The sequence below is a fragment of the Marinifilum fragile JCM 15579 genome, assembly GCF_001310955.1.
Classification (GTDB): Bacteria; Bacteroidota; Bacteroidia; order Bacteroidales; family Marinifilaceae; genus Marinifilum; species Marinifilum fragile.
In genome coordinates, this window is the sequence record NZ_BAZX01000003.1 from 124,988 (window position 1) to 150,839 (window position 25,852).

General features: G+C 35.7%; 17 protein-coding genes and 1 other RNA gene. 14 read left to right on the plus strand and 4 right to left on the minus strand.

From position 1 onward, the window contains the following. Positions 1-397 precede the first annotated feature (397 nt). On the minus strand, positions 398-1,093 hold the full coding sequence (locus JCM15579_RS03825) for a DNA-binding domain-containing protein (protein ID WP_054715980.1): 696 nt from the start codon (positions 1,091-1,093) through the stop codon (positions 398-400). 692 nt (positions 1,094-1,785) lie between these two features. Here JCM15579_RS03825 and JCM15579_RS03830 point away from each other — a divergent pair. The 12 genes from JCM15579_RS03830 to JCM15579_RS03885 all read left to right on the plus strand — a co-directional run bounded on the left by JCM15579_RS03830 (position 1,786) and on the right by JCM15579_RS03885 (position 20,055). Beyond that, the gene (locus JCM15579_RS03830) at positions 1,786-2,370 is read left to right on the plus strand and encodes an RNA polymerase sigma-70 factor (RefSeq protein WP_054715983.1); all 585 of its coding nucleotides are present in this window, start codon (positions 1,786-1,788) and stop codon (positions 2,368-2,370) included. Between the two features lie 177 nt (positions 2,371-2,547). Beyond that, positions 2,548-3,540, plus strand: a complete 993-nt coding sequence (locus tag JCM15579_RS03835; protein WP_054715986.1) for a FecR family protein — start codon at positions 2,548-2,550, stop codon at positions 3,538-3,540. A gap of 192 nt (positions 3,541-3,732) precedes the next feature. Further along, positions 3,733-4,809, plus strand: coding sequence for a SusC/RagA family TonB-linked outer membrane protein (locus JCM15579_RS03840; protein ID WP_054715990.1), 1,077 nt, complete (start codon positions 3,733-3,735; stop codon positions 4,807-4,809). Positions 4,810-4,841: 32 nt separating this feature from the next. After that, positions 4,842-6,983, plus strand: coding sequence for a SusC/RagA family TonB-linked outer membrane protein (locus JCM15579_RS03845; protein WP_054715993.1), 2,142 nt, complete (start codon positions 4,842-4,844; stop codon positions 6,981-6,983). 17 nt (positions 6,984-7,000) lie between these two features. Continuing rightward, positions 7,001-8,533 carry a RagB/SusD family nutrient uptake outer membrane protein gene (locus JCM15579_RS03850; protein WP_054715996.1) on the plus strand — a complete coding sequence of 511 codons (1,533 nt, stop codon included), beginning with the start codon at positions 7,001-7,003 and terminating at the stop codon, positions 8,531-8,533. A gap of 90 nt (positions 8,534-8,623) precedes the next feature. Continuing rightward, positions 8,624-10,945 carry a GH92 family glycosyl hydrolase gene (locus JCM15579_RS03855; protein WP_054715999.1) on the plus strand — a complete coding sequence of 774 codons (2,322 nt, stop codon included), beginning with the start codon at positions 8,624-8,626 and terminating at the stop codon, positions 10,943-10,945. 62 nt (positions 10,946-11,007) lie between these two features. Beyond that, a complete protein-coding gene (locus tag JCM15579_RS03860; RefSeq protein ID WP_054716002.1) occupies positions 11,008-13,347 on the plus strand; it encodes a GH92 family glycosyl hydrolase in 2,340 nt (779 codons plus the stop codon). 97 nt (positions 13,348-13,444) lie between these two features. Continuing rightward, positions 13,445-14,308 carry a PKD domain-containing protein gene (locus tag JCM15579_RS03865; protein ID WP_157471321.1) on the plus strand — a complete coding sequence of 288 codons (864 nt, stop codon included), beginning with the start codon at positions 13,445-13,447 and terminating at the stop codon, positions 14,306-14,308. Then, on the plus strand, positions 14,280-14,891 hold the full coding sequence (locus JCM15579_RS03870) for a basic secretory protein-like protein (RefSeq protein WP_054716007.1): 612 nt from the start codon (positions 14,280-14,282) through the stop codon (positions 14,889-14,891). The genes JCM15579_RS03865 and JCM15579_RS03870 overlap by 29 nt, the downstream gene beginning before the upstream one ends. 50 nt (positions 14,892-14,941) lie before the next feature. Beyond that, on the plus strand, positions 14,942-16,054 hold the full coding sequence (locus JCM15579_RS03875; RefSeq protein WP_054716010.1) for a basic secretory protein-like protein: 1,113 nt from the start codon (positions 14,942-14,944) through the stop codon (positions 16,052-16,054). A 116-nt stretch (positions 16,055-16,170) separates the two neighbouring features. Then, positions 16,171-16,962: a discoidin domain-containing protein gene (locus JCM15579_RS03880; protein ID WP_054716013.1), complete on the plus strand. Its 792-nt coding sequence runs from the start codon at positions 16,171-16,173 to the stop codon at positions 16,960-16,962. A 168-nt stretch (positions 16,963-17,130) separates the two neighbouring features. Further along, positions 17,131-20,055, plus strand: coding sequence for a GH92 family glycosyl hydrolase (locus JCM15579_RS03885; protein WP_054716016.1), 2,925 nt, complete (start codon positions 17,131-17,133; stop codon positions 20,053-20,055). A gap of 169 nt (positions 20,056-20,224) precedes the next feature. On the opposite strand, the gene ssrA is transcribed toward JCM15579_RS03885, so the two are convergent. Then, positions 20,225-20,627, minus strand: a transfer-messenger RNA (tmRNA) gene (ssrA, locus tag JCM15579_RS19980). 257 nt (positions 20,628-20,884) lie between these two features. Here ssrA and JCM15579_RS03890 point away from each other — a divergent pair. Continuing rightward, positions 20,885-22,117, plus strand: a complete 1,233-nt coding sequence (locus JCM15579_RS03890) for an NAD(P)-dependent oxidoreductase (protein WP_054716019.1) — start codon at positions 20,885-20,887, stop codon at positions 22,115-22,117. Between the two features lie 43 nt (positions 22,118-22,160). Here the strand turns inward: JCM15579_RS03890 and rpe are convergent, their stop codons facing one another. Continuing rightward, positions 22,161-22,811, minus strand: coding sequence for a ribulose-phosphate 3-epimerase (gene rpe / locus JCM15579_RS03895; protein WP_054716022.1), 651 nt, complete (start codon positions 22,809-22,811; stop codon positions 22,161-22,163). Between the two features lie 116 nt (positions 22,812-22,927). After that, entirely contained in the window at positions 22,928-23,794 is an 867-nt protein-coding gene (locus tag JCM15579_RS03900) for a sigma-70 family RNA polymerase sigma factor (protein WP_054716025.1), read from the minus strand. A 307-nt stretch (positions 23,795-24,101) separates the two neighbouring features. Here JCM15579_RS03900 and rho point away from each other — a divergent pair, with 307 nt between their 5' ends. Further along, complete coding sequence (gene rho, locus JCM15579_RS03905; RefSeq protein ID WP_054716028.1) at positions 24,102-25,787, plus strand: transcription termination factor Rho; 1,686 nt, start codon at positions 24,102-24,104, stop codon at positions 25,785-25,787. The last annotated feature ends 65 nt before the right edge of the window (positions 25,788-25,852 follow it).

Sequence of the window (25,852 nt, forward strand, 5' to 3'; positions counted from 1 at the left end):
AGTCATTTGCCTTAAGCCTTGAAAAGGCGCAAGCACTAGAGTAGGGCAGCGCCCTACTTATCAAGTAAATTAATGCAAAGCCCTGAATGGGCGCAAGCTTACGCCCCTTCAGGGCTTTGGGGTTTTATACAATTGCGATCAAATAAATTAAAGAGAAGAACTTCCCTGCTATCCAAAGCAATAAATAGCCAAAATCAAAAACTTAGTATACTAAGTGTCCAAGAAGAAGCATACTAAGTCTCCGACCAGAAGCATACTTAGTGTCGGACCACAAGTATACTAAGTTTCGGACAAGAAGCCTACTAAGTTTTGTAAGAAGGCCATTCTAAGCATATCAGGCATAAAAAAACTCCCCGAAAAAAGAGCTTCGGAGAGTTTCCTGAGAAAATGGGAGAGATTAGTCTACGGTTAATTCATAGTCTAATTGTCCAGTACGTAGGGTTTTCCCTTCCAAATAAGTACGAATCTCTAAACTGTACTTGCCAGCGGTTAAACCATCGGGAATGGTAAAGATCAGTTCAGATGGCATGTTGCGCATGTAGGTGGTTACCTTGTGCTCGGTATTGTCGGCTGCAATAAAGAACAAACCTTCCTCGGCAATGTCCTTGTTCAATTTTAGCTTGGAACCTTTCACAATACCACCCTTGCCAGGGGTAATCTTTTCATTTTTGCTGGCAGTTTCCGAATCCTCGAATCCATCAATTTTAGGTAGCACGTCCGAAGCAGTTATTTTCTTCAGCTTCACTTCCTGTGTTAAATTCCTGAAATTGACGCCTGGAGTAAAGTTCAGATTGACTTTGTGATACTCCGGATCGAAGTCCATATGGTCAGCATCAAAAACACCTGCAATACTTAAACGAATGTTACACATGGGTGTAATAACGTTGTTGCCTGCCAATAGCTCTTCGTGAATCTGTTCGAACACAGCATTTACAGCCAAGGTGGCATCAACTTCGTTTAAGGAAGAGTGGCGTTTTACAGCTCTGGAAACAATGGCTTCCAATTCGGAAGTTTCGAAAACCAAAGTTTGCGCCGAAAAATCATCTTCACGCTGAGTGAGAGGATTTTTTCGTAAGTAAAATGGTAAAGTCATATTATATAGTATATTTACCTGTGAATACTAGCCCGCAGTCTGATGTCGTAAACGGTCCAAAGTTTGTTCAAAAGACTGCGAGGCTTTTCTTATCAATAATAAAGCTAGAAAAAATTAAACTAGCTTCAAACCTGCTTTCAAAAATTAACCTTTGTTAACAGTAGGAATCATTTACTTATTTTATTTGTGACATTTACACGAAAGCTTGGTATTTGTTTATGTTTTCAAGGATTTGTCTGCTGTAATAAGCGTCTATTTTTAAATATTATTCTATGTTAATTTAGAAAGAATTTAAAAAGCCAGCTGAATTTCAGGTTTATACCAACACGAAAATAATATCAAGTGAACTTGTGTTATGGATTTTAGGATAAATAAAAAAAATAAATGCAGAGCCCTGATTTGCGTTTGGTCTTCTGTGCTGTGGTGATAGGAAATCAGGCTTTGAATTGTATTTGCTAAAAACAACCCATAATGATTTGCTGTGATCCGAATGGGAGCCTGCTTAAACTGAAACATATAAATGGCTTGAATGAATTGTACATATTTATCCTATTCAAATTCAATAAAATAACATTTGATAATATATTCAGGAGGAATTGGTCTTGAAAATTGTTGTGTTAACCAACTTGCTATTTCAGAACATTCTTAAAATAGAAAAAGATTTCTAAATTTGGCTTTGAAGAAAAAAGTCCATGACAGATTTAAGCAACCATTTGTATTCAAAATTAAAGGCAGGAAATAAATATGCTTTTCAAGAATTGTTTGAAGAGTATTATACTTCTATGTATTTCTATGCCTGCAAATTTGTAGATGATGATTTGGCAAGAGATCTGGTTCATGACGTATTTATGATATTTTGGCAGAACAAAGAACACATTACCATTAAATCCTCTTTATCTGCCTACCTCTTTAGAATGGTTCGCAACAAATGTCTTCAGGAAATCGAAAGCCAAAAAGTGAAAGACACTTATCGTACAGAATCATTAAATCTTGATGAGCTCGCCTATTATAACGATGGAATAAAAAGTATCATCGAAATAGAGTTAGAAGAAAAACTTAAAGAAGCTATGGATAAAATGCCCGATGGTTGTCGTCAGGTGTTTGTTATGAGTCGTTTTAATGGCCTTAAGAACAAGGAAATTGCAGAACAGCTAGGTGTTTCTGTCAAAGCCGTTGAAAAACAAATCACCAAAGCTCTTAAAATTCTTAAGCTTGAGTTAAAGGAATATCTTCCTTTATTGATGTACATATACTTTAAAGGCTCTGATTTTTTATAAAATGATGTGGTCGAATTAGAATGTAATAAAAAATTTTCTTCCCTAAGTTGCTGATCCCTACAGTAAACTGATCATTAGATATCATTGTGGATTAATAAAAATAAAAAAAAAGTGAAAATTGGAGGTAGGGTAAAATCTATTTTTCCGATCATGTAGAATAGAAACCGAGAATTAAAGATGAGTAATAAGGATAAAATAGTACAATTCCTTCAGGGAGAGCTTAGTGAAGAGGAGCAGATTCAGTTTCTTGATTGGGTTTATTCGAATGCCGAAAACAAAAAGGAGTATTTCCTGCAAAAGGATATCTGGGATTCCTATAAAATGCATTCTGAAAAAGGAAAAATAAACCTGAAGAGAGAATGGAGGATTTTATCCAATCGAATTGATCTGTTAAAAATTCCGAAAACTTACACCATAAAGAAGAGTTTCGCTTTGTGGATGAGGGTTGCCGCAATAGTTATTGTAGTATTTGGCCTGGGATGGGGCGCCAATATGTTTTTAAATTCGATGAACAAACCAGAAAAGCTGGTTCATAAGCTTGAAGTGCCAAAAGGACAAAGATCTAAATTGGCCCTGGCTGATGGAACCGAAGTATGGTTAAATTCTGATTCGAAATTGGATTTTTCGTTCGATGATGACAAGAAGCAGAGAGTTGTAACATTAAGTGGAGAAGCATTTTTTAATGTAAGCAAGGATAAGGAAAAACCTTTTATTGTGAATGTGAAAGGACAAAGTTTAAAAGTACTTGGTACCGTTTTTAATGTTAGAGCTTACGAAAATGAAGAGAATGTATACACAACACTTGAAGAAGGAAGCGTAGAGGTAAAAGCAGCAGGACGAGCGGTCATTATAGAGCCTAATCAGCAATTGATTTATAGTCGATTAAGTAATAGGTTATCATTAAAAAAGGTAGATACGAATTACTATACCGTATGGCGTGAAGGTCGTTATGTTTTTGAAAATGAAAGTTTCGATAATTTGATTCGAATGGTAGAAAGATGGTATGATGTACAGTTTGAATATCCGAAGGAGTTTTTTAAAAATATGCACTACTCTGGAGTTATTAAGAGAACTAAACCTGTTGAGCATGTTTTGTCATTAATTAATCACATAACTAAGATCAAATATGAGTATAAAGGGGATGTTATTGTCATAATCCCTGTTGAATAAATATTAACAATTCGTTTTTATTTTACCATTTACTAAAACGTTTTAGTAGGTGGTAAAGAACAAAAAAAGTTGAAAATACTATTGCCGGTAAGGAGCTTTTAAGTGTAAAAAGGGAAATGCGGTAACATTTCCCCTCACAAAATAAACCTCTTTATTGAAAAGAAGATTCATTAATTAATAACCGTTAAATTTATGAAAAAAAAATCGTTTTTAATGTCTGCTAAATGGAGAGAATATGGCAGACGGTTTGCAATTGTTTGTTTGGTGAACATATTGCTGCTGCTTTCTACTGCATCTGTAGGGTATGCACAGAACATCAATCAAGAGAAACGTATTACATTAAAAATGCAGAATGTTTCTATTGTAGATGTGTTTAAAGAAATACAAGCAAAAACTGACTTTGATTTCTTTTATAAGAATGAGCAATTGCCTCAATCAAAAAAGTTTAGTGTAGATGCTAAGGATTTATCTGTTGAGGAAATTCTTAATCGAGTACTAAATGGTACAAACTTAACATTCAAGCTTGTAGATACGGACATTGTTATTTCTCCTCTTCAACAAAATAAGCAAGAGGAAAGGAAAATTTCGGGTAAGGTAATCGATTCTAATGGATTGCCATTACCTGGAGTTAGTGTGGTTATCGAAGGAACCACACGTGGTGGTGTAACTGATTTTGATGGAAATTACGAAATCGATAACGTAGAGTCAGATCAGGTTATTCTATACTCTTTTATAGGTATGACTACGCAGAAAGTTATAGTATCTGAAGCTACAAGTTTCGATATTACACTTCAAGACGATACACAAGGTTTAGAGGAAGTTGTTGTAATTGGTTACGGTGCTGTTCAAAGAAAACAAATTACCAGTTCGGTAGCTACTGTTGATACGGATGATATTGCTAAGGTAACTGCTTCTTCTCCAGTGCAACAAATTCAAGGTCGTGTAGCTGGTTTAACAGTGTCTACTCCTAAAGGATCAGATCCTAATGCTAGTCCAGACATCTTAATTCGTGGGGTAACTTCTACAGGAGGTCAATCGCCACTAATTATTGTGGATGGTGTTGCTGTTGGATCTTTAGATATTGTTGCTCCTGAAGATATTGCTACTTTTTCAATTTTGAAGGATGGTTCTGCAGCTGCAATTTATGGATCCAGAGGTACAAATGGTGTAATTTTAATTACTACTAAAGAGGGGAAAGAATCAAAACCAACTGTTGAATATTCTGGCTATTATGCTTTCGATCAGATTAGCAAAAGACTGATGTTTTAACGGCAGATGAGTTTCGAGCTTTAGGAAATAAGATGGGCATTGCTACTGGAGATGCTTCTACCGATTGGTACGACGAAATGCTACAGTCTAATCACAACACGGTTCATAATATAGCATTTAGTGCAGGGAACAAAAATTCCAATTATCGCGCATCTATTAATTATATGGACAATAAAGGTATTGCTTTAGAATCTTTTAAGAAAAACTTAAGTGGACGTATTAATATCAATCACAAAGCGATTAACGATCGATTAAATGTGCGTTTGAGTTTATCTGCTTCTCAAGCAAAATATAGATTAGCAGATTATGGCGCTTTTGGTTCTGTTGCAAAGTTTAATCCTACCAGACCAGTGTATGAAGAAAATGGAGAATTTGCAACCTTCCAGGAATTTGGTGTAGATAATCCAATTGGAAACATACGAAATTACTCTACAGAGAATATTAAGAAAGTTTTATTAGCGAATGTTTTTGCTGAGTTCGAAGTAGTTGAAGGTTTAACTGTTGGAGGTAGAGCTGCCTGGAAAGTGGAAGATGCAAATTCAGGATCTTATACTTCATCGAAAAATGAAAATTTAGCAAAAGATGATATTAAGGGTGTGGCAAGTACATCATCTTTTTATAGCTATAAATATACTTACGAGGGAAACATCAATTACAGAAAAAGATTCGATAAGCACGATATTAATGTAATGGCCAACTACACTCACGAAGAGGATACTTGGTATACCTACTCTATGAGTAACTCGGGCTTTGTAAACGATAAATTTTTATGGCATTCTATTGGTTCAGGACTTAAATTAACAAATCCTGTTAATGATGATGGAGTTCAGGATTTGAATGGGCCAGCAAGTATGGGAAGTGGAAGAAGTGAGAAAATCCTTGAATCCTGGAGAGGACGTTTAGTGTATACTTATGATGATAAATATGCATTAACAGTTAGTTACAACAGAGAGGGTAGCTCTATTTTTGGAGAAAATAACAAATGGGGTAATTTTTATGGCGTATCTGCAGGTTGGACCATATCTGATGAAGATTTTATGGAAAGTCTATCATTTGTTAATTACCTAAAATTGCGTGTTGGTTATGGTGAAACTGGTAACCCGGCTACAGGACCATATAATTCATTATCAACTGTTGTTCAGGAAGGCTTGCCTTATGTGTTCAATGGAAATGTGGTAAGTGCTTACGCTTTAGAAAAAAACCCAAATCCTGATTTGAAATGGGAGCGTAAAAAAGAATACAATATTGGTTTCGATTATGCTGTTGCAAAAAATCGTTTTGATGGTAGTGTAGATTTGTACTCAAGAAAAACAGATGATATGTTGTATAGTGCAGCTGCTCCTGTTCCTTCTTTAATTAAGCCTACCATTGTTAGTAATATTGGTGAGATTTCTTCAAAGGGTATTGAGGTAAGTGTTAATGCTAAAATTCTTCAGGATACAGAAGTAAAATGGAACGCTAATTTTAATGCTTCTTACAATGTAAACGAGGTTGAGAAATTATCTAATGCCGATGAAGAACCTGTTCCTTTCTATGCCGGAGATTTACCAGGCAATGGTTTAGGTAGTGCCTACAGAGTAAAAGAAGGTGGATCTATTGGTGATTTTTATGGCCCTCGTTTCGATAAGTTCGATGAAAATGGTGGATGGGTATTCAAAGATCTTAATGATGAAGTTGAAGGTTACCATGCTGATACCGATAAAGAAGTAATTGGTAATGGAATGCCTAACTATTTTGTTGGTTTAACCAATAGCTTGCAATACAAAAGATTCGATTTAGAGATTTTTATGCGTGGTGCTTTCGATTATCAAGTGCTTAATGTTGGTAGAATTTATATGGAGAATCTTGATAAATTTCCTCAAAGTAATATTTATACATCTGCTTTATCAAGTCCATTACGTGCTCCTTCTCAATATTCTGATTACTATTTAGAGGATGGAGATTATTTAAAAATTCAGAATATTTCTTTAGGATATACTTTTGATACAAGCAAATGGAATAACATCTCCTATGCAAAAGTATATGTATCATGTAGCAATGTGCATACTTTCTCTAATTACTCAGGCTTATCACCTGAACTTGGAGGTCATTCTGGTATAACCCCAGGATTTGATAATTTGAATTTTTACCCTGTAACACGCACATTTACAATTGGCGCTGTTGTTAAATTTTAATTAGAGGAGATTATAGAATGAAAAAAATATCATTATTTATAGTAGGAGTTCTAGCATTGTTCATGCAGTACTCTTGTTCCGAATTAGATGAGAAAGTGTACAGTAGTAACTTAACTACTAATTTTTATACTTCAGCTGAGGAAATTGAAGGAGCTTATATGCGTCCTTGGTCACATTTGCTTTTCTGTGATACCTATTACTATTTAAAGTTGAGAACTTTAGGTACAGATATGGCAGCATGGACAACCAAAACATCAGAAAATCATGGTTATGATAATGCGCTTTGGTCTGAATTGCACAAGCATACTTGGGGTACTCGTCACGGCGAGATAGAATCATCATGGAATACGGTTTGGGAAGGTATTGGTTTTGCCAATGCTGTTCTTGAAGGGATAGAAGATAAGGATTTTGAAGAAATGGGAGTATCCATTTCTAAAGCTGAAATGCAAGCACAATTGAGAGCTTACAGAGCATACATGCACATGATTGGTCTTGACTTTTGGAGAAACATTCCGATTGTAACAAAAGTAGGAGATCCTTACTATCCAGAAACAAAATCAGCACAAGAAGTATTCGAATTTGTAGAAACAGAATTTTTGGCTGTTAAGGGTAGTTTACCAAATGCTTTCGAACCTTATGCTCAAGGATTTTTTAGTCAGCAAAGTGTTGAAGCTTTACTATCTCGTTTGTATTTAAATGCCGAAACTTATATTGGCATTGATAAGTACGAGGATGCCATAAAAATGTGTGATGCTGTTATTTCTTCTGATTTCTTCGAGTTAGAGGCAGACTACTTGGATGCTTTCTCAAAAGATAATAATTTATCAAAAGAAAACATTCAGGTGCTTACCCAAAAAGGAGGATCTTCTATGTCAGCACCTTTGCACGCACTTACTTGTTACTGGAGCAACCATGTAGATGCAGGTGGATGGAACGGAATTATCACACAAGAGGGTTTTTATGATTCTTATAGTGATGATGATGCTCGTAAAAATCAATTTGCGGTTGGTCCTCAGTTTTATGCTGATGGAACTCCTGTATATATTGAAGCTGGAAATCCAGGTAGTGGACAGCTTGTTTATTCTAAAGAGGTAACAACTTTTCATAGTGAAGGTTTGTTTGAAGGAGCACGTTGTAAAAAATATGAGGCCATTGCAGGTTTAAACTGGAATCAAGAGTACGATATTGTTTTAATTCGTTATGCAGAGGTACTTATGAACAAAGCAGAGGCAATTATGCGTCAAAGCAACGGACAAGCAGATCAAACTGCGGTTGATTTGGTAAATGAAGTGAGAGAACGTGCCTTTGGAGATAAATTTGCAGAAAACAAATACACTACAACTACCTTAACTTTAGATGAGTTATTGGCAGAGCGTGGTAGAGAGTTTGCTTACGAAGGACACCGTAGAACCGATTTAATTCGATTTGAAAAATACTTACAGCCTCGTTGGGAAAAAGAATCAACTAGTGACGCTACAAGAATTCTATTTCCAATACCACAAACTCAAAGAGATATCAATACCAACCTGAAACAAAACGACGGTTATTAATTAAGAAATTTGAGCTGGGCACTTGTTGCCCAGTTCAACTAATAAGATTTAGCTGCCTAAATTGTTGTAGTTAATAGAAAATAGTAAAGCATGAATAAATTATTGTTAGGAGTTTTCATTTTTGCAGCTTCGCTTTTGCAAGCATGTTCGGCAAAAAAGAATGGAAATCTTAAAAGTGGGGGAGATTACACAAAGTTTGTAAAACCTTTGGTGGGTACTTTAGGCGAAGGAAATACTTATCCTGGTGCTCAGGTTCCTTTCGGAATGGTACAGTTAAGTCCGGATACTGAAAAATGGGATTGGGGAGCTGCCTCGGGTTACGAATATTCTGATAGTACCATCTATGGTTTTTCCATGACTCATTTGCATGGAACAGGAATTCCTGATTTAGGTGATATTTTATTTATGCCTACAACAGGTAAATTGTACATTAACGAAGGGAAAAAAGATTTAACTGAACCTGGATATTTATCAAGCTTTTCTCATAAAAATGAGATTGCTGAAGCCAATTATTACTCTGTTTTGTTGGATGACTACCAAATTAAAGCGGAATTAACAGCCAGTAATAGAGCTGGATTAATGCGTTTTACCTTTCCAAAATCAGATAGTGCACATATTGTTTTGGATTTGAGTCATGTATTGCGTCATAAGGTAATTTGGTCGAATATTAGAGTTGAGGATGACAATACCATTACTGGGATGCACCAGGTAAAAGGTTGGGCAAAAGAACGCTATGTTTATTTCGCTGCTAAATTTTCTCGTCCTTTCGATGCTACTCGTATTTTTTCGAACAAAAAGGAAGAAAAATACGACTCATATAAAACCTACCGATTTAGAAGTAGTGTCGAGTCAGCTGGTCCTGACATTCAATTTGTTGCCGATTATAGTACAAAGGAAGCGGAACAAATTATGGTAAAAGTGGGTATTTCCGCAGTAAGCACTGCAAATGCCATGAAAAACTTAGATGCAGAAATTCCTCATTGGGATTTTGAAAAAATTAAATCTGAAGGAAAAGCCCTTTGGAAAAACGAATTGGCTAAATTCGAAGTAGAAGGAAGCAAAGCTCAAAAAGAAACTTTTTATACAGCCGTATATCATGCATTTATGGCACCCAATACTTATTTTGATGTAGACCGTTCTTACCGAGGTTTTGATCAGAATACTCATAAAGCAGAAGGATTTGACAATTATACCGTATTTTCATTGTGGGATACTTATCGTGCAACGCATCCGTTGTTTTGCTTAACACAGGCCGATAGAAATGCCAATATGATTAATTCTATGTTGGAGCATTACAAACAAAGCCCAGATAAATTGTTACCAATTTGGTCTTTTTGGAATAACGAAACCTGGTGTATGATTGGTTATCATGCTGTGCCTGTAATTGTTGATGCTTACTTTAAAGGAGTAAAAGGTGTAGATTGGGATTTGGCCTATCAAGCATGTGTTCACTCGGCAACCCATCCCGAATACGATGCAACAAAAGAATACGAAAAATTAGGTTACGTGCCATACGATATAGAAAACGAATCAGTATCGAAAACCCTGGAATATGCTTACGACGATTATTGCATTGCTCGTATGGCTAAGGCAATGGGTAAAACTGAAGATTTTGAGCGTTTCTCAAAAAGAGCCATGGCGTATCAAAACTTGTTCGATTCAGAAATTGGTTGGATGAGACCTAAAGATAGTAAAGGAGAGTGGATGCAGGATTTTGATCCTCATTTTTTCAAACACTTGGGTGCTTTTACAGAGGGTACTACCTGGCAGTACACATGGACCGTTCCTCATGATGTTCAGGGATTAATTAACTGCTATGGTGGAAATCAGGAATTTACTCAGAAATTAGATGCTGTTTTTGCCAATAAAGAGGGGAAAGATTATTTAGGAGTAGATGACATTCACGGTAGAATTGGAGATTACTGGCATGGAAACGAGCCTAGTCATCATATTAGTCATTTGTATTCTTATGCTGGACAGGCATGGAAAACTCAAGAGTTAACACGTAAAATTATTGAAACGCAATATGGCAATCAACCAGGTTCACTTTGTGGGAATGATGATTGTGGACAGATGTCGGCCTGGTATATTTTTAATGCTATGGGTTTCTATCCAGTTTGTCCTGGTAGCGATCAGTACATAATCACTTCTCCAGCTTTACCATATGCCAAAATGTATATGAGCAATGGTAATGCAATAGAAGTTATTGCTAAGAATTTTTCAGAGAAAAATATTTATATCCAATCGGTAAAAATAAATGGTATTGATTGGAACAAAGCTTGGTTTAGTTATTCAGATATAGTGAATGGAGGGAAAATAGAGTTTGTTTTAGGTGATGTTATGAATAAAGGCTTTGCATCATCAAAATCATCTTGCCCTCCTTCATTTTCTGATGGTTTAAATGAGAAGTAATCGCTTAAAGCCAGACAAAAGTATTTTTATAAATTAGTAACAAATTACTAAAATACAGATTTATGAGATCAATTATTTTTGCCATAAGTTGCTGTTTCTTTCTTGTTTTAGGAAGAGGAGCATTTGCTCAGGATACTGATTTAACAAAGTATGTAGATCCATTTATTGGAACTGAAGAAATGGGACATACATTTCCAGGCGCTTGTGCTCCCTTTGGAATGGTTCAGTTGAGTCCCGATACGGATAGTGTACAATTTATTCACGAAGGAAAGTATAATAAAGAAGTTTATCGTTACTGTGCTGGATATCAATATCAGGACAAATCAATTGTTGGTTTTAGCCACACACATTTGAGCGGAACAGGACATTCCGATTTAGGGGATTTCCTAATCATGCCAACTGTTGGGAAGGTAAATTACAATCCAGGAACAATTGACGATACATCAAAAGGTTACCGTTCAATGTTTCGAAAAGAAACCGAAAAAGCAGAACCTGGATATTACACTGTTGAATTGGATGATTATAAAGTGAAAGCTGAATTAACAGCCACGCAGCGCGTAGGATTTCATCAGTATACTTTTCCAGCTACTGATAACGCTCATATTATTCTTGATTTAACTCATGGGATTTATAATTACGATGGCAAGGTTTTGTGGTCTACCATTCGTGTTGAAAACGATACTTTGGTAACAGGCTATCGAATAACAAGAGGTTGGGCAAGATCGAACTACCAATATTTTGCCATGACTTTTTCTAAGCCTATTAAAAATTACGGATGTCGTAATAATGAAAAAGTAGTGTACAATGGTTTTTGGCGCAAATTCGACGAAACGGATAATTTTCCCGAAATGGCCGGAAAAGCATTAACTGCGAATTTTGATTTTTCTACTGAGGAAAATGAGAAGATAAAAGTAAAATTTGCCTTATCGGCAGTGAGTACCGAAGGTGCGTTAAAAAACTTGAAAGCAGAAATTCCTAATTTCGATTTTGACAAAGTTAGAAAGGCTACCAAAGCAGAGTGGCAAAAGCAACTAAGTCGTGTGCAAGTGGCGGCGTCTGAAGAGAAAAAAGTTACTTTCTATACTTCTTTATACCATTCATTCATTAATCCTGTTGAATACATGGATGTGGATGGAAAATACAGAGGTTTGGATCACAACATTCACCAGGCTGAAGGTTTTACAAACTATACTGTTTTTTCTTTGTGGGATACTTACAGGGCACAACACCCTTTGCTTTCGCTGATACAGCCAAAACGTTCGGCCGATATGATCAATTCGATGTTGGCACATTACGATCAAAGTGTTCATAAAATTCTTCCTATCTGGAGCCATTTTGGTAATGAAAATTGGTGTATGATTGGTTATCACGCAGTACCTGTAATTGCCGATGCTTTGGTAAATGGATTGGAAGGTGTTGATAAAGAAAGAGCTTTGGAGGCTTGTTTATCAAGTGCAAATTATAAAAAATACGATGGTATTGGTGATTATCTAAGTTATGGGTATGTGCCTCACGAAACAAGCAGAGTGGGAGCATCTATCACATTAGAGTATTCTTACGATGATTACACAATTGCGCAATTGGCGAAAGCAATGGGAAAAGATGCGATTGCACAAGAATACATACAGCGATCGGAAAATTGGAGAAATTTATTTGATGATAAAACAGGCTATGTACGAGCCAAAAACAAAGCAGGAGAGTGGGTAAGTCCATTCGATCCCTTGGATACTCATGCAGCTGGTTTTATTGAAGGAAATTCGTGGAACTATTCCTTATATGTTCCTCAGAATGTTAGTGGTTTGGTTAGCAAAATGGGTGGTGAGAAGCGTTTCTCAAATCATTTGGATTCGCTTTTTACCATGCATATTCCTGACAAATATTTTGAGCATAACGAGGACATTACTCGTGAGGGAATTATGGGTGGATATGTGCACGGAAATGAGCCTAGTCATCATGTTGCTTACATGTACAATTGGGCAGGTAAGCCTTGGAAAACTCAAGAGAGAATCAATCAGATAATGAAAACCAAGTACCTGAACAAACCTGATGGTTTATGCGGTAACGATGATTGTGGACAAATGTCGGCCTGGTATATTTTTTCATCATTAGGATTCTATCCTGTTTGTCCAGGTTCTGGTCAGTATGCAATTGGCGCACCTTCGGTTGATCAGGCAATTCTAAATTTAGAAAATGGCAAGCAGTTTACCGTAAAAACTAAAAATTACTCATCGAAGAATATTTATATCAAATCGGTAAAATTAAATGGTAAAAAGTGGGATAAAAACTATGTGAACCATACTGATATTGTAAATGGAGGAGAGTTGTTATTCGAAATGAGCAGTCGCCCAAATAAAAAGCGCGGAATTTCAAAGGATTCTTATCCTTATTCTACTACAAAATAATTTTAATGTGATTTTCTATGGCTGGAAGCCGGACTTTTGGCTATAGAAAACCCTTTTTAAATCACTTAAAAATAACAGTAAGCGAAATAAAATAAACATGATAAAAAACACAAGTAAACTCATGCTGTTAGCATGTGTAACAGCACTACTTATGTCTTGTAATTTGCAGGAAACCACTCCTGTAAATGTAACAGGTTACAAGTGTGAAGTAATATCCGACAGAGATGATTCTCCTGTTGGTGAGGATGTTAGTAAGTTGGTTGATGGTGATAGTTATTCAAAATATTTAACATTTAACAGCAGTGCCAGCATTCAATTTACCACTTTAAGAAAATGCAAGTTAAGTTCCTATTCTCTGGTATCGGGAGGAGATGCCGAAGAACGTGATCCGATGATTTGTGTTTTAGAAGCTAGTAATGATAAAAAATCGTGGCAAGAAATTGATAGGCAAAAAGGATTACAGTTTTCAGGTCGTAATCAAAAACTAAGCTTTCCTGTATCTGCAAAAGAAAACTATAAATATTATCGTTTGCAATTGGAAAGTAATGGAAACGATATTTTGCAACTTTCCGAAGTAGAATTATTGGCTGCTTGGGATAGTAATGATAACACTCCAATAGCTTTGTTTAAAGCAGAAAACAGAGCTTTTTTCACAAAAGGATTGGTTGAGTTTAGCAATTTGTCTGTACAGGCAGATGCTTACCATTGGTATTTTAAAGGAGGAAATCCAGAAACAAGTACAGCAAAAAATCCAAAAGTGAAATATGAAAGTTTTGGGAAATATCCTGTGCAATTAATAGCCGAGAATAAGGGATTGAAAGACACTATAATCTTAAACGATTATGTGAATGTTAAACGCAAAGGTGCTTGGAATCAATTCTCTTATCCTAAAATAAACTTCGTAAATAAAACTTTAGGAAGGAAATGGCGATTTGTATACAGAATTGGTGCCAAATCCTAAAAATTTAATCAATACAGTTTGTTTAGATGTTTGTAAGATTTTATACAGAAGTGTTGATGAAGTTGATGTTCTAAATGTTTTAGATTATTCTATAGAGGATTTAGAAACCATATCAGCAAAAGGAGGGAATCCACCACATATCAATATCTTCTTTAGCTCATTGTACCTGAAAAATAAAAAAGGAGAAATGAGCGATATGGATTTGGTAGATGAGATTGTGGGTGTTTTGTATCACGAATTAGCTCATGGTTATCAGTATTCTCCAAAAGGAGCAGGAGCTTATGCGGGAGGAACTGATTTTTTCGGTTTTTTAGAAGGAATAGCTGATTATGTTCGATTAAAAGCAGGGTATTCTAGCTACAAGTACAGAAAAATTGGCGGTCATTGGAATGATGGCTACAAAACAACTGCTTTTTTCATTGATTGGTTGCACACAAAGGATCCTGATTTTGTATACAAAATGAATCAAACAGCAAAAACAATTATTCCATGGTCTTGGGATGCAGCTACCAATAAAATATTTGATCAATCTACTCAATCGTTATGGGATGAGTATCAGGCGTATTTAAATGCGAATAAATAATAATTATCAATTTTGATTGTAAAAATAAATAACCCTAAACAATTTTAATTATGAGAAAATTAGTAAGTGTTTTCTTTATTGCATTACTAGCAACTTTAAGCAGTTGCGATAAAGAAGAATCGTTTCAACTTGATAAAGTTGAGGCCAATGTAGAAGCCAAGTTTGTATCTGATAAGCAAATTGTATTTCCTGGGGATGCGGTACAGTTTACCAACTCATCGGTTTATGCAAAGAACATTGAGTGGACTTTCGAAGGAGGTTCTCCTGCTACTAGTACCGAAGAAAATCCTATTGTTACCTATAACGAATTAGGATCTTTTAAGGCAAGCTTAAAAATTAGTAACGAGTATGGTGAGAATGTTAAAGAAGTTATTGATTTTATTACAGTAACAGATGATGCAGGATGGGATAACTTTGCTTTTCCAACAATTCATTTTACCAATCAAACCATTAATGAAAATGGTGCTTTGTATAAGGAGTTAATACCTAACGAGAAAGATTTTATTAAACGTGCTTGCTTAAAAGTATGTTTCGAAATGTTCTTGTTAGCTAATGATGTTAATCAGGTTACTGATATTACCTATACGGTAAAAGATTCTGAAACCATTTCTGCTAAAGGAGGTTCTGCTCCACATATCAAGATCGATTTTAGCTCAAGCTATTTGGTTCAAAAGAAAAATCAAGGTTTAAGCGATGAAGAATTGATTAGAGAAATTGAAGGAGTATTGATTCATGAAATTACTCATGGGTACCAATACGAGCCTCAAGGAGCTGGAGGATATGAGTCGGGAACTGATTTTTATGGCTTTATTGAAGGTTTGGCTGATTACGTTCGCTATGTTGAAGGCTTTACTCCTATTAGCAAGCGTCAGGCTGGTGGAAACTGGAATGATGGTTACAATACTTCTGCTTTCTTTATCGATTGGTTGCATTCAAAAGATCCTAAGTTCATTTACAAGTTTAATGCTACTGCAAAAAATATCAACCCATGGTCGTGGGAAGAAGCAATTAAAATAATATTAGGAGCAGATGCTTCGGTAAGTGCGTTGTGGAACGAGTATCAGTCGGATATTGCTTCAGGAAAAATTTCTGAAATAGATGCTGAGTTAAAAGAAATGAGAGAGGCTAGAGAAGAGCTGTATATACTAATCAGGAGCCTGTAGCAGATCTAATTGATGTTACAGATACAGGCTTTACAGCTATTAGAGATACTGAGTTTGACTCTCCTTCTCGTGAAGAAGTAGGAAATATCATTGATAATAATATTGCTTCTAAATTTTTGATCTTTACTGATAACACATGGGTGCGTTTGGAGAGCGAAACTGCTTCTGTTGTTTCATCTTACACTTTAACATCTGCTGATGACGCTCCAGGTAGAGACCCTAAAAAAGTAATTCTTTCGGCTAGTAACGATGGCGAAAATTGGGATGTTTTAGATACTAGAGAAGATGTTTCTTTTGAAGAAAGACATCAGACCAAAGCTTTTGCTTTTAATAATAACAAAGAGTACAAATATTATAAATTCGATTTTGAAAATACCGATCAAGGTGGAATTTTCCAGTTAGCTGAATTAGAGCTAATGGGAACCAAAGAAGGCGGGAATTCTGGTTCTTCTTCAGAAACTGTTGATATTACTGATAATTCTATAGCGACTTGGCAAGAGGAAGGTTTTGACTTTTTCGATTGGGGATTACCAAGTTTTGCTTTTGATAATGATGCAGGAACTTCATTTTTTAATATGAATGACAACACTTGGTTTATTTTCGAAACAGAAGCTAAACACAATGTTACTAAAGTAGCAATTACAGCAACTGCTAATATTTTAGGTATCGATTATGTGTTTACACCTGATACTTTTGTATTAGAAGGTTCGAATGATGGCCAAAACTGGTCTAAAATTACCTCTGTATCTGAAACAGGAATAGTAGCTTTCGAAGAAAGAAAAGAATTTACTTTCACCAATTCAGAGTATTACTCTTACCATAGAATCTCTATGACTGCTGAAATTGAAGAGAAAGATAACAAAAGAATAATGATTGGCGAATTGGAGTTATTTGGTACTGCTGAATAGTTCGAATTAGAAGATCTACTAAACAACCATAAGGTTCCAGTTAGCTATATTGCGCTGGAACCTTTCGTTATATATACTTTAACAAAAAATTGTTTAAGGGATAAATACTTAACTTTAAGAGGTGTCTTGATAAAAAAATAGTTATAATTAACAATTTGGACCACAATAATGAGAAATTTTATATCGATTTTAGTCTTAAGTATAATCTTGTATTCGTGTGATACAAAAAAGGATTATACACAGTATGTTGATCCTTTTATTGGAACAGGTGCTCATGGTCACACATATCCTGGTGCACAGGTGCCATTTGGAATGGTGCAACTAAGCCCTGATACTCGTAACGACGAATCCTGGGATGGTTGCGGTGGCTACCATTACTCCGATTCATCTATTATTGGTTTTAGCCATACGCATTTATCGGGAACTGGTGTTTCAGACTACGGAGATGTTTTATTGATGCCAATTACAGGTGACGTAAATCTATATTCAGGAACAAGTGAAAATCCGGATGCAGGTTATCGTTCACGTTTTTCTCATGAATCGGAGCGTGCAGAACCCGGCTATTATTCTGTTTATTTGGATGATTACAAGGTAAAAGTTGAGTTAACTTCAGGGAACAGAGTTGGATACCATAAATATACTTTCGAAGAAGCGGGCAAAGTAAAATTACTATTAGATCTAATCCATCGTGATCCAGTAATTGAATCAGAAATAAGAATTGTTGGAAATAATCGAATTGAAGGAAAAAGAAGATCTAAATATTGGGCTGGTGATCAACATTTGTTTTTTGCAATGGAGATTTCTAAACCTTTTGAATCTGCTAAAATATTTGAAGATAAGAAGGAAGTCATATCAGAACGACAAACGAAAGGAATTCAGCTACAATCTCTTGCCTTCTTTGATGTTTTGGCTGGTGAAACCATAGAAATTAAAGTTGCTTTATCAAATGTTAGTATCGAAGGTGCACGTAAAAATCTGGAAGCAGAAGCTAAAGAAATTGATTTTGAAAAAGCAAGAATTAATGCAAAAGAGAGTTGGAGTAAAAGCCTTGGAAAAATTGAGGTAGAAGGAGGAAGCGAGAAGGAAAAACGTAATTTCTATACCGCACTTTATCACTCCTTGTTAACCCCTAATGTTTCTCAGGATGTTGATGGTATGTACCGTGGTATGGATGGGAAAGTTCATAAAGCAGTGGGATTTACGAATTACACGGTTTTTTCTTTGTGGGATACTTTTAGAGCATTACATCCATTGTTAACCATTATTGAGCCAGATCGATCTGGTGAATTTGCACAATGTTTGGTTCAAAAGAGTAAAGAGTTTGGAGAATATCCAATGTGGGAATTGGCTTCTAATGATACCCGTTGTATGATTGGTTATCATGCTGTTTCATTAATTGCAGATGCACATGTAAAAGGAATTACAAATTTTAGTTTGGAGGATGCTTACACCGAGATGGAGCGAACTGCCATGCTCGATAAGAGAGGATTAAAAGCCTACCGAACTTTAGGATATGTACCTTCAAATAAAAGCAGTCAGGCCGTATCCAAAACATTGGAATATGCCTATAACGATTGGTGCATAGCACAAGTGGCCAAAGCACTAGGGAAGACTGATAGGTATACATACTACATGAATAGGGCTTCTAACTATCGCAACATTTATGATTCGGAAGTTGGATTTATGCGTGGTAAAACCGATGAGCACAAATGGGTTCCAAATTTTGATCCTACCGCTGTGGGATATAATTATACCGAGGGAAACTCATATCAATACAGCCTCTTTGTTCCTCATGACATTCCTGGTGTAATCGATTTATTGGGAGGAAAAAAGGAGTTGGAACATTGGCTAGATAAACTATTTGCAACCGAAATGGAGCATGATTTGGGCGATGATACCGATGTAAGTGGTTTAATTGGTCAGTATGCCCATGGAAATGAACCAAGTCATCATATGGCATACCTGTACAACTATGCCGAGGCAGCTTGGAAAACGCAAAAAATGGTTCGTGAAATCATGGCTACACAATACCAGGATACGCCTGATGGCTTGTGCGGAAATGAAGATTGTGGTCAAATGTCGGCCTGGTATGTATTAAGCGCAATGGGCTTTTATTCCGATTGTCCGGGTAAACCTGTATATGCCATTGGGTCACCAATATTTTCTAAAGTGAAAATTCATTTGGATAATGGAAAAACTTTTACTCTCACGGCAAATAACAATAGCGAGAAGAACAAGTATATACAATCGGCGAAACTGAATGGTGAAAAATTGAATGTGAGTTTTTTATCACATTCAGATATTCTAGAAGGAGGAAATTTGGTATTGGAAATGGCGGATACTCCAAATAAAGGATGGGGTGCGAATCTTGATTTGAATGTTGAGTTTAAAGCTGCACCAATTGCTTACCTAACAGAATCATCAGATGTGTTTATAGAAAAATTTTTGGTAGATATAAAATGCAATGATCCCGAAGCTGAAATTTACTTTACCCTCGATGGATCTGAACCAGATAAACAAAGCCAACAATTTAAAAAGCCGTTTAAAATTAATAAAAGTTCAAATTTGAGTTTCAGAACCTACAAAGAAGGATGTGAACCTGGAATTGTAGTAAAGCGAAGATTAACAAAGCAAAACTCTGGAAACTATCTTGCAGAGAAGGTCCAAAAAGGATTGCAATATTCTTATTTCGAAGGAATTTATCGTTCTGTTTACGATTATGAATTGGATGAGCCTGCGAAAACAGGAATTGTTTCTGTTCCCACTTTAGATGTTTGTTTAAGAAAAGAATGGATTGGAATTGATTTTAAAGGACTGATTAATATTCCAAAGTCGGGCGAGTATACTTTTTATATGTCCTCGAACGATGGATGTAAATTGAGCATTAATGGTGAAGAACTGTTTGAAAGTGATGGCAGAAAAACTCTTACATTTGGTCAGCAGGCAAGTTTGAAATTGGAGAAGGGATTGCATCAAATACAGATGGGTTTCTATCAATGTTCCGATAATATTGATTTGGTAGTTGAGTGGGAAGGTCCGGGAATTAAACGACAGGTTATCCCCAAAAGAGTATTTTGGCATTTGGAAAATTAAATAGAAATTCACATAAAATATTAATCTGATATCAGAAGCCCTTTATTCATATGAATAAAGGGCTTCTTTTTATTTTAGAAGGATAATATGTTTAGATGTATTTTTAATATTCAGGCTAGTTTATAAATACACAATACCCTTAATCATTGATTCAAACGGGTATTGTGTTGTGTGGAGCTGCAGGGAATCGAACCCTGGTCCAAACATGCGACCAATAGGCTTTCTACATGCTTAGTGATTTATTGGTTTTCGATTATGATTTGGGAAAGCACACCCGGATCATAACTTATCTTCTAAATTTCGCGAACTCCCCGAAGCTTGAAGTTTGCTAACCTTGAATTGCTAGCACCCCATATACTTACCGGAACAAGGTGGAACCATAAGCGGGATGTCTCGTCGCAGCATCCTTGTGCCGCAATAAAGCTTTAATCTACTATGATTCGATTAAGCAGCAAGAGCGTAATTTGTTTCGCCAATTAAAAAGTGTGAGATCCGATATTTACGAGCTGGAATCACAACGCTCGACATGCTTACATATCAATTCTACATGCTGTCAAAACCACGTCAGCCCCTAGAATTCACGCAAAATTAGTAAAAAACATTTAGCTGTTAAACTTATTAGATCAGAAATAGCTGTTTTAGTGCATTTTTTACCTTCCGTTTTTTGTATCAGATTAAAAATCAGTAATGGAATAGTGTGTTAAAAATTTAATGGAAATTCTGAAATCTGTTAAATGTTTATTAAATTTAAATAAGTATAGTGTTTTTTGATATCAGTTAAGCTTAAATTATCAGGAACACCTTTGACTCACACCTAAAATTTTTAATTATGAAGAATCGCATTCGAGTAGGAGTACTTCGAGAGACAAAAAATCCACCTGACAGAAGAGTGGCTATTCCACCTATAACAGGCCTTAAAATACTGGAAAAATATCCTGATGTAAGCATTTTTATTCAACCTAGCGATATAAGATGTTTTACCGATGCAGAGTATCGTGATCAAGGCTATTTTTTAACTGAAGATCTTCGAGAATGTGATATTTTAATAGGAGTTAAGGAGGTGAGTATTCCTACTTTAATTCCAAATAAAACCTATCTGTTTTTTTCGCATACTGCAAAGCAACAAGCTCATAATCGAGAATTGCTTCGACAAGTTATTAAACGAAACATTACATTGATTGATTATGAATATTTAACCAATTTATCGGGTCAGAGACTTGTGGCATTTGGACATTGGGCCGGAGTAGTTGGGGCATACAAAGCTTTACGGGCTAGAGGAATGAGGACTGATTTCTTCGATTTGCCTCCTGCAGGAACATGTTTGGATATGAATGAAATGTATGAGCATTTAAAAAAGATTACGCTAAAGCCCATTAAGATTCTGATAACAGGAGGAGGAAGAGTTGCAATGGGAGCCATGCAAACCATTCGAGTTTTAAATTTAAAGGAAGTTGATCCGGATGAGTTTTTAACGACAGAATATGATGAACCTGTTGTGTGCCGGATTGATCCGGATAAATATGTTGAAAGAATTGATGGTTCGGATTTTGATTTGCAACATTTTTACGATCATCCTGAGATGTACCAATCAACATTTAAGAAATTTTCAAAGGTCACCGATTTATATATAGCATGTCATTATTGGGATCCGAAAGCCCCAAGGTTTCTAACTCCTGAGGATTATAAGGAAGATGATTTCAGGATTTCGGTTATTGCAGATGTTAGTTGTGACATTGATGGACCATTGCCATCGACTTTACGAGCCTCTACCATTGCGTCCTCTTTTTATGGATATGATAGATTTACTGAAGAAGAGGCTATCCCGTTTGTAGACAAACGCAATGTTACGGTTATGGCTGTTGATAATTTACCGGGTGAATTGCCTCGAGATTCATCCATTGATTTTGGAGAAGCGTTAGCTAAGAATGTTTACGAAGCCTTATTTGGTGATGACCCAGAGGGAATTTTAGAACGAGCTACCATAGCTAAAGAAGGAAAACTTACAAAGCATTTTGCTTATTTGCAGGATTATCTGGAAGGTAAAAATGCCGTAACTGTGTAAAAAGAAAAAGACCAAATGAAATTTCATTTGGTCTTTTCTTATATTATAAATTTTTCAAATTTGATATGGTTTGTGTTGGATCATCAGCTCCAAAAACAAAACTACCTGCAACTAGGGCATCGGCTCCTGCTTCAAGTAATTTTTTTCCGGTATCCAAATTAACACCACCATCAATTTCAATTATTGTATTGGCATTTTGTTCAGCAATCAAATTTTTTAATTGCTTTACTTTTTTATAAGTATTTTCAATAAAGCTTTGGCCTCCAAATCCAGGATTTACACTCATTAATAGTACCAAATCAAGATCCTGAATAATATCTTCAAGAACAGAAACAGGAGTGTGAGGATTTAGTGAAACACCGGCTTTCATACCGTGTTGTTTGATATTTTGCACTGTGCGGTGTAGGTGAGTACAAGCTTCGTAATGTACGGTTAGGTAATCAGCACCAGCCTTTTGAAATGCCTCAACATATCTATCCGGATCAATAATCATTAAATGAACATCCAATGGCTTTTCAGCAATTTTGTTGATTTGCTGTACTACTGGTAACCCGTATGAGATATTAGGCACAAAAACACCGTCCATAATGTCTAGGTGAAACCAATCGGCTTCGCTTTTATTAACCATCTCAATGTCAGCTTTCAGGTTTGTGAAATCTGCTGATAATAACGATGGTGAAACAATTGTTTGCATTTGATTGTTTAATATTAGTATTTTTCTTTGGCGCAAAGATATAATTAAAAAAGGATAAGAAAGAAATGCTGAATTTTTTCCCTTATCCTTTAAGTATCATTGATTAAAATATGATTTTATTCTCCTAAATAGGTTTTTAAGATTTTACTTCTAAAAGTTGATTTCATCCTTTTAATGGCTTTTTCTTTTATCTGACGAACTCTCTCGCGAGTCAAACCAAATTCCTTTCCAATTTCTTCAAGCGAGTATGGAGGTTTTCCATTTAAACCAAAATACAAACGAATGATAGCGGCCTCTCGTTTAGATAATGTGGATAAAGATCGTTCAATTTCTTTTTTAAGCGAATCTCTAATTAAAGCTTTATCAGGACTAATTTCATCATTGCTTAATAAGATGTCATAAAGCGTATTTTCTTCTTCTGGATTGATTGGTGCATCCATAGATACATGACGACCAGATGCCTTTAAGGCTTCTTTTACATCTTTTGGGCTCATTTCTAAAATGTGGGCAATTTCTTCAGCCGAAGGTTCACGCTGATATTCTTGCTCAAGTTGAGAGAATGTTTTGTTGATTTTATTGATAGAACCAATTTTGTTTAATGGTAAGCGAACGATTCTTGCTTGCTCCGCCAAGGCTTGTAAAATTGATTGACGAATCCACCAAACTGCATAAGAAATAAATTTAAAACCTCTTGTTTCATCAAATCTTTGGGCAGCCTTAATTAATCCTAAATTTCCTTCATTAATTAAATCCGGTAAGCTAAGACCTTGGTTCTGATATTGCTTTGATACAGATACAACAAAACGCAGATTACACTTAATAAGTCGATCCAGAGCTTTTTTATCTCCCTTTTTTATCTTCCTGGCAAGTTGAACCTCTTCCTCTGCCGAAATCAGGTCGACCTTCCCAATTTCATGCAGATACTTGTCCAGTGAAGGAGTTTCTCTGTTTGTTACTTGTTTGGTAATTTTTAGCTGTCTCATAGTGGAATTTTGGTATAAAATGATGAAGCCTAACTCCGTCATTAATATTTAAATATAGCAAAATGATTTAAAAAAAGAAATCGACGGGGACTAATTTGAGGTGTGGAATTGATCCTGAAAATCATCATAATTTCTATTTTCAGGATTATTATGCAATTATTTTTTGCGAATTATAACTAATTGCGTAATATTGCATTTGAATTCCGATTGATTCTTCTCATTTAGAGGTCGAAAGATCAGGTTCCGTATTGTTCAAATACAATTCTATCTATAAAAACATTACCCAAAAAATATTAATAAATTATATATGTACGATATTCTTGAATTAAACAAGAAGCTTGTGCCTGAATTGCGAGAAATTGCTAAAGAACTTAAAATTAAGAAAGTTGAATCTTTTAAAAAGCAAGATTTAATTTATAAGATTCTTGATCAACAGGCGATTGTAGCTTCTGAAATGAAATCTAACGAGAAAAAAACTCCTCGAAAAAGAATTAAAAAGGCTGAAACTGAAGGGAAAGCAGAAGAAGATCAGCCTAAGATTAAGCTACGAAGAAGAAGAAAAACAGAGCAGCCAGTTAAAGAGGTTGTGAAAGAGGCTGCATCTCAGATTCAACCAGAAGAAAAGAAAGCTGAAGAAGCTCCTGAACAACAAAAAAGTACAAGAAATGTTGTTGAGAAAAAAGCTGAATTAGTAAAAGCTGAACCTGAAAATAAAGAAGAGGTAAAAAGTCAGAAAGAAGAGGCGCCTGTTGCTAAAGAAGAAAAATCAAAACCAGAGAAACAGGAAAGAACAGCTGACAGAAATGATAGACAGGATAAAAATCAGCACAGAAAAAGATTTGAAAAAAGAGAAAAAGAAAAACTTTTCGAATTTGATGGGATTATAAATAGTTCTGGTGTATTGGAAATTATGCCTGATGGCTATGGTTTCCTTCGTTCATCAGATTATAATTACCTGAATTCTCCGGATGATATCTATGTATCTCAGTCTCAAATTAAGCTATTTGGTTTAAAAACTGGTGATACTGTTAATGGATCTATCCGTCCTCCAAAAGAGGGTGAAAAATATTTCCCGTTAATCAAGGTTGAAAAGATTAATGGTCGTTTGCCTGAGGTGATTCGTGACCGTGTTCCTTTTGATCACTTGACTCCACTTTTCCCAGATGAAAAATTTAACCTAACAGGAGGTCCTTCAAATTCACTATCTACTCGTGTAGTTGATATGTTTGCACCTATTGGTAAGGGGCAGAGAGGTTTGATTGTTGCTCAGCCAAAAACAGGTAAAACTGTATTATTGAAAGAAGTTGCGAATGCAATTGCTGCCAATAATCCTGAAGCTTACATGATTATCTTATTGATTGATGAGCGTCCGGAAGAGGTAACTGATATGGCCAGAAGTGTAAATGCTGAAGTAATTTCATCGACATTTGACGAACCGGCTGAACGTCATGTAAGAGTGGCTAATATTGTGCTTGAAAAAGCAAAACGTATGGTTGAGTGTGGACATGATGTTGTAATCTTACTTGATTCGATTACTCGTTTGGCTCGTGCTTACAATACAGTTTCTCCTGCATCGGGTAAAGTACTTTCTGGTGGTGTTGATGCAAATGCACTTCACAAGCCAAAACGTTTCTTTGGAGCTGCTCGAAACATCGAAAATGGAGGTTCGCTTACCATTTTGGCAACCGCATTAACCGAAACTGGTTCTAAGATGGACGAAGTGATCTTCGAAGAATTTAAAGGAACCGGTAATATGGAACTTCAATTAGATCGTAAGTTATCTAATAAGCGTATTTACCCTGCAGTTGATATTACAGCTTCGAGTACACGTCGCGAAGATCTTTTACTGGACGAAGGCCAGTTGAATCGCATTTGGGTACTTCGAAACTTCTTAACAGATATGAATTCTGTAGAAGCTATGCAGTTTATCAGCGATAGAATGAGAAAAACTCGTTCGAACGAGGAATTCTTGATTTCGATGAACGACAAATAAGTCAAATACAATAGAATATAGAAGAGGCAGTAATTTTACTGCCTCTTTTTTTGTGAATTGATTTC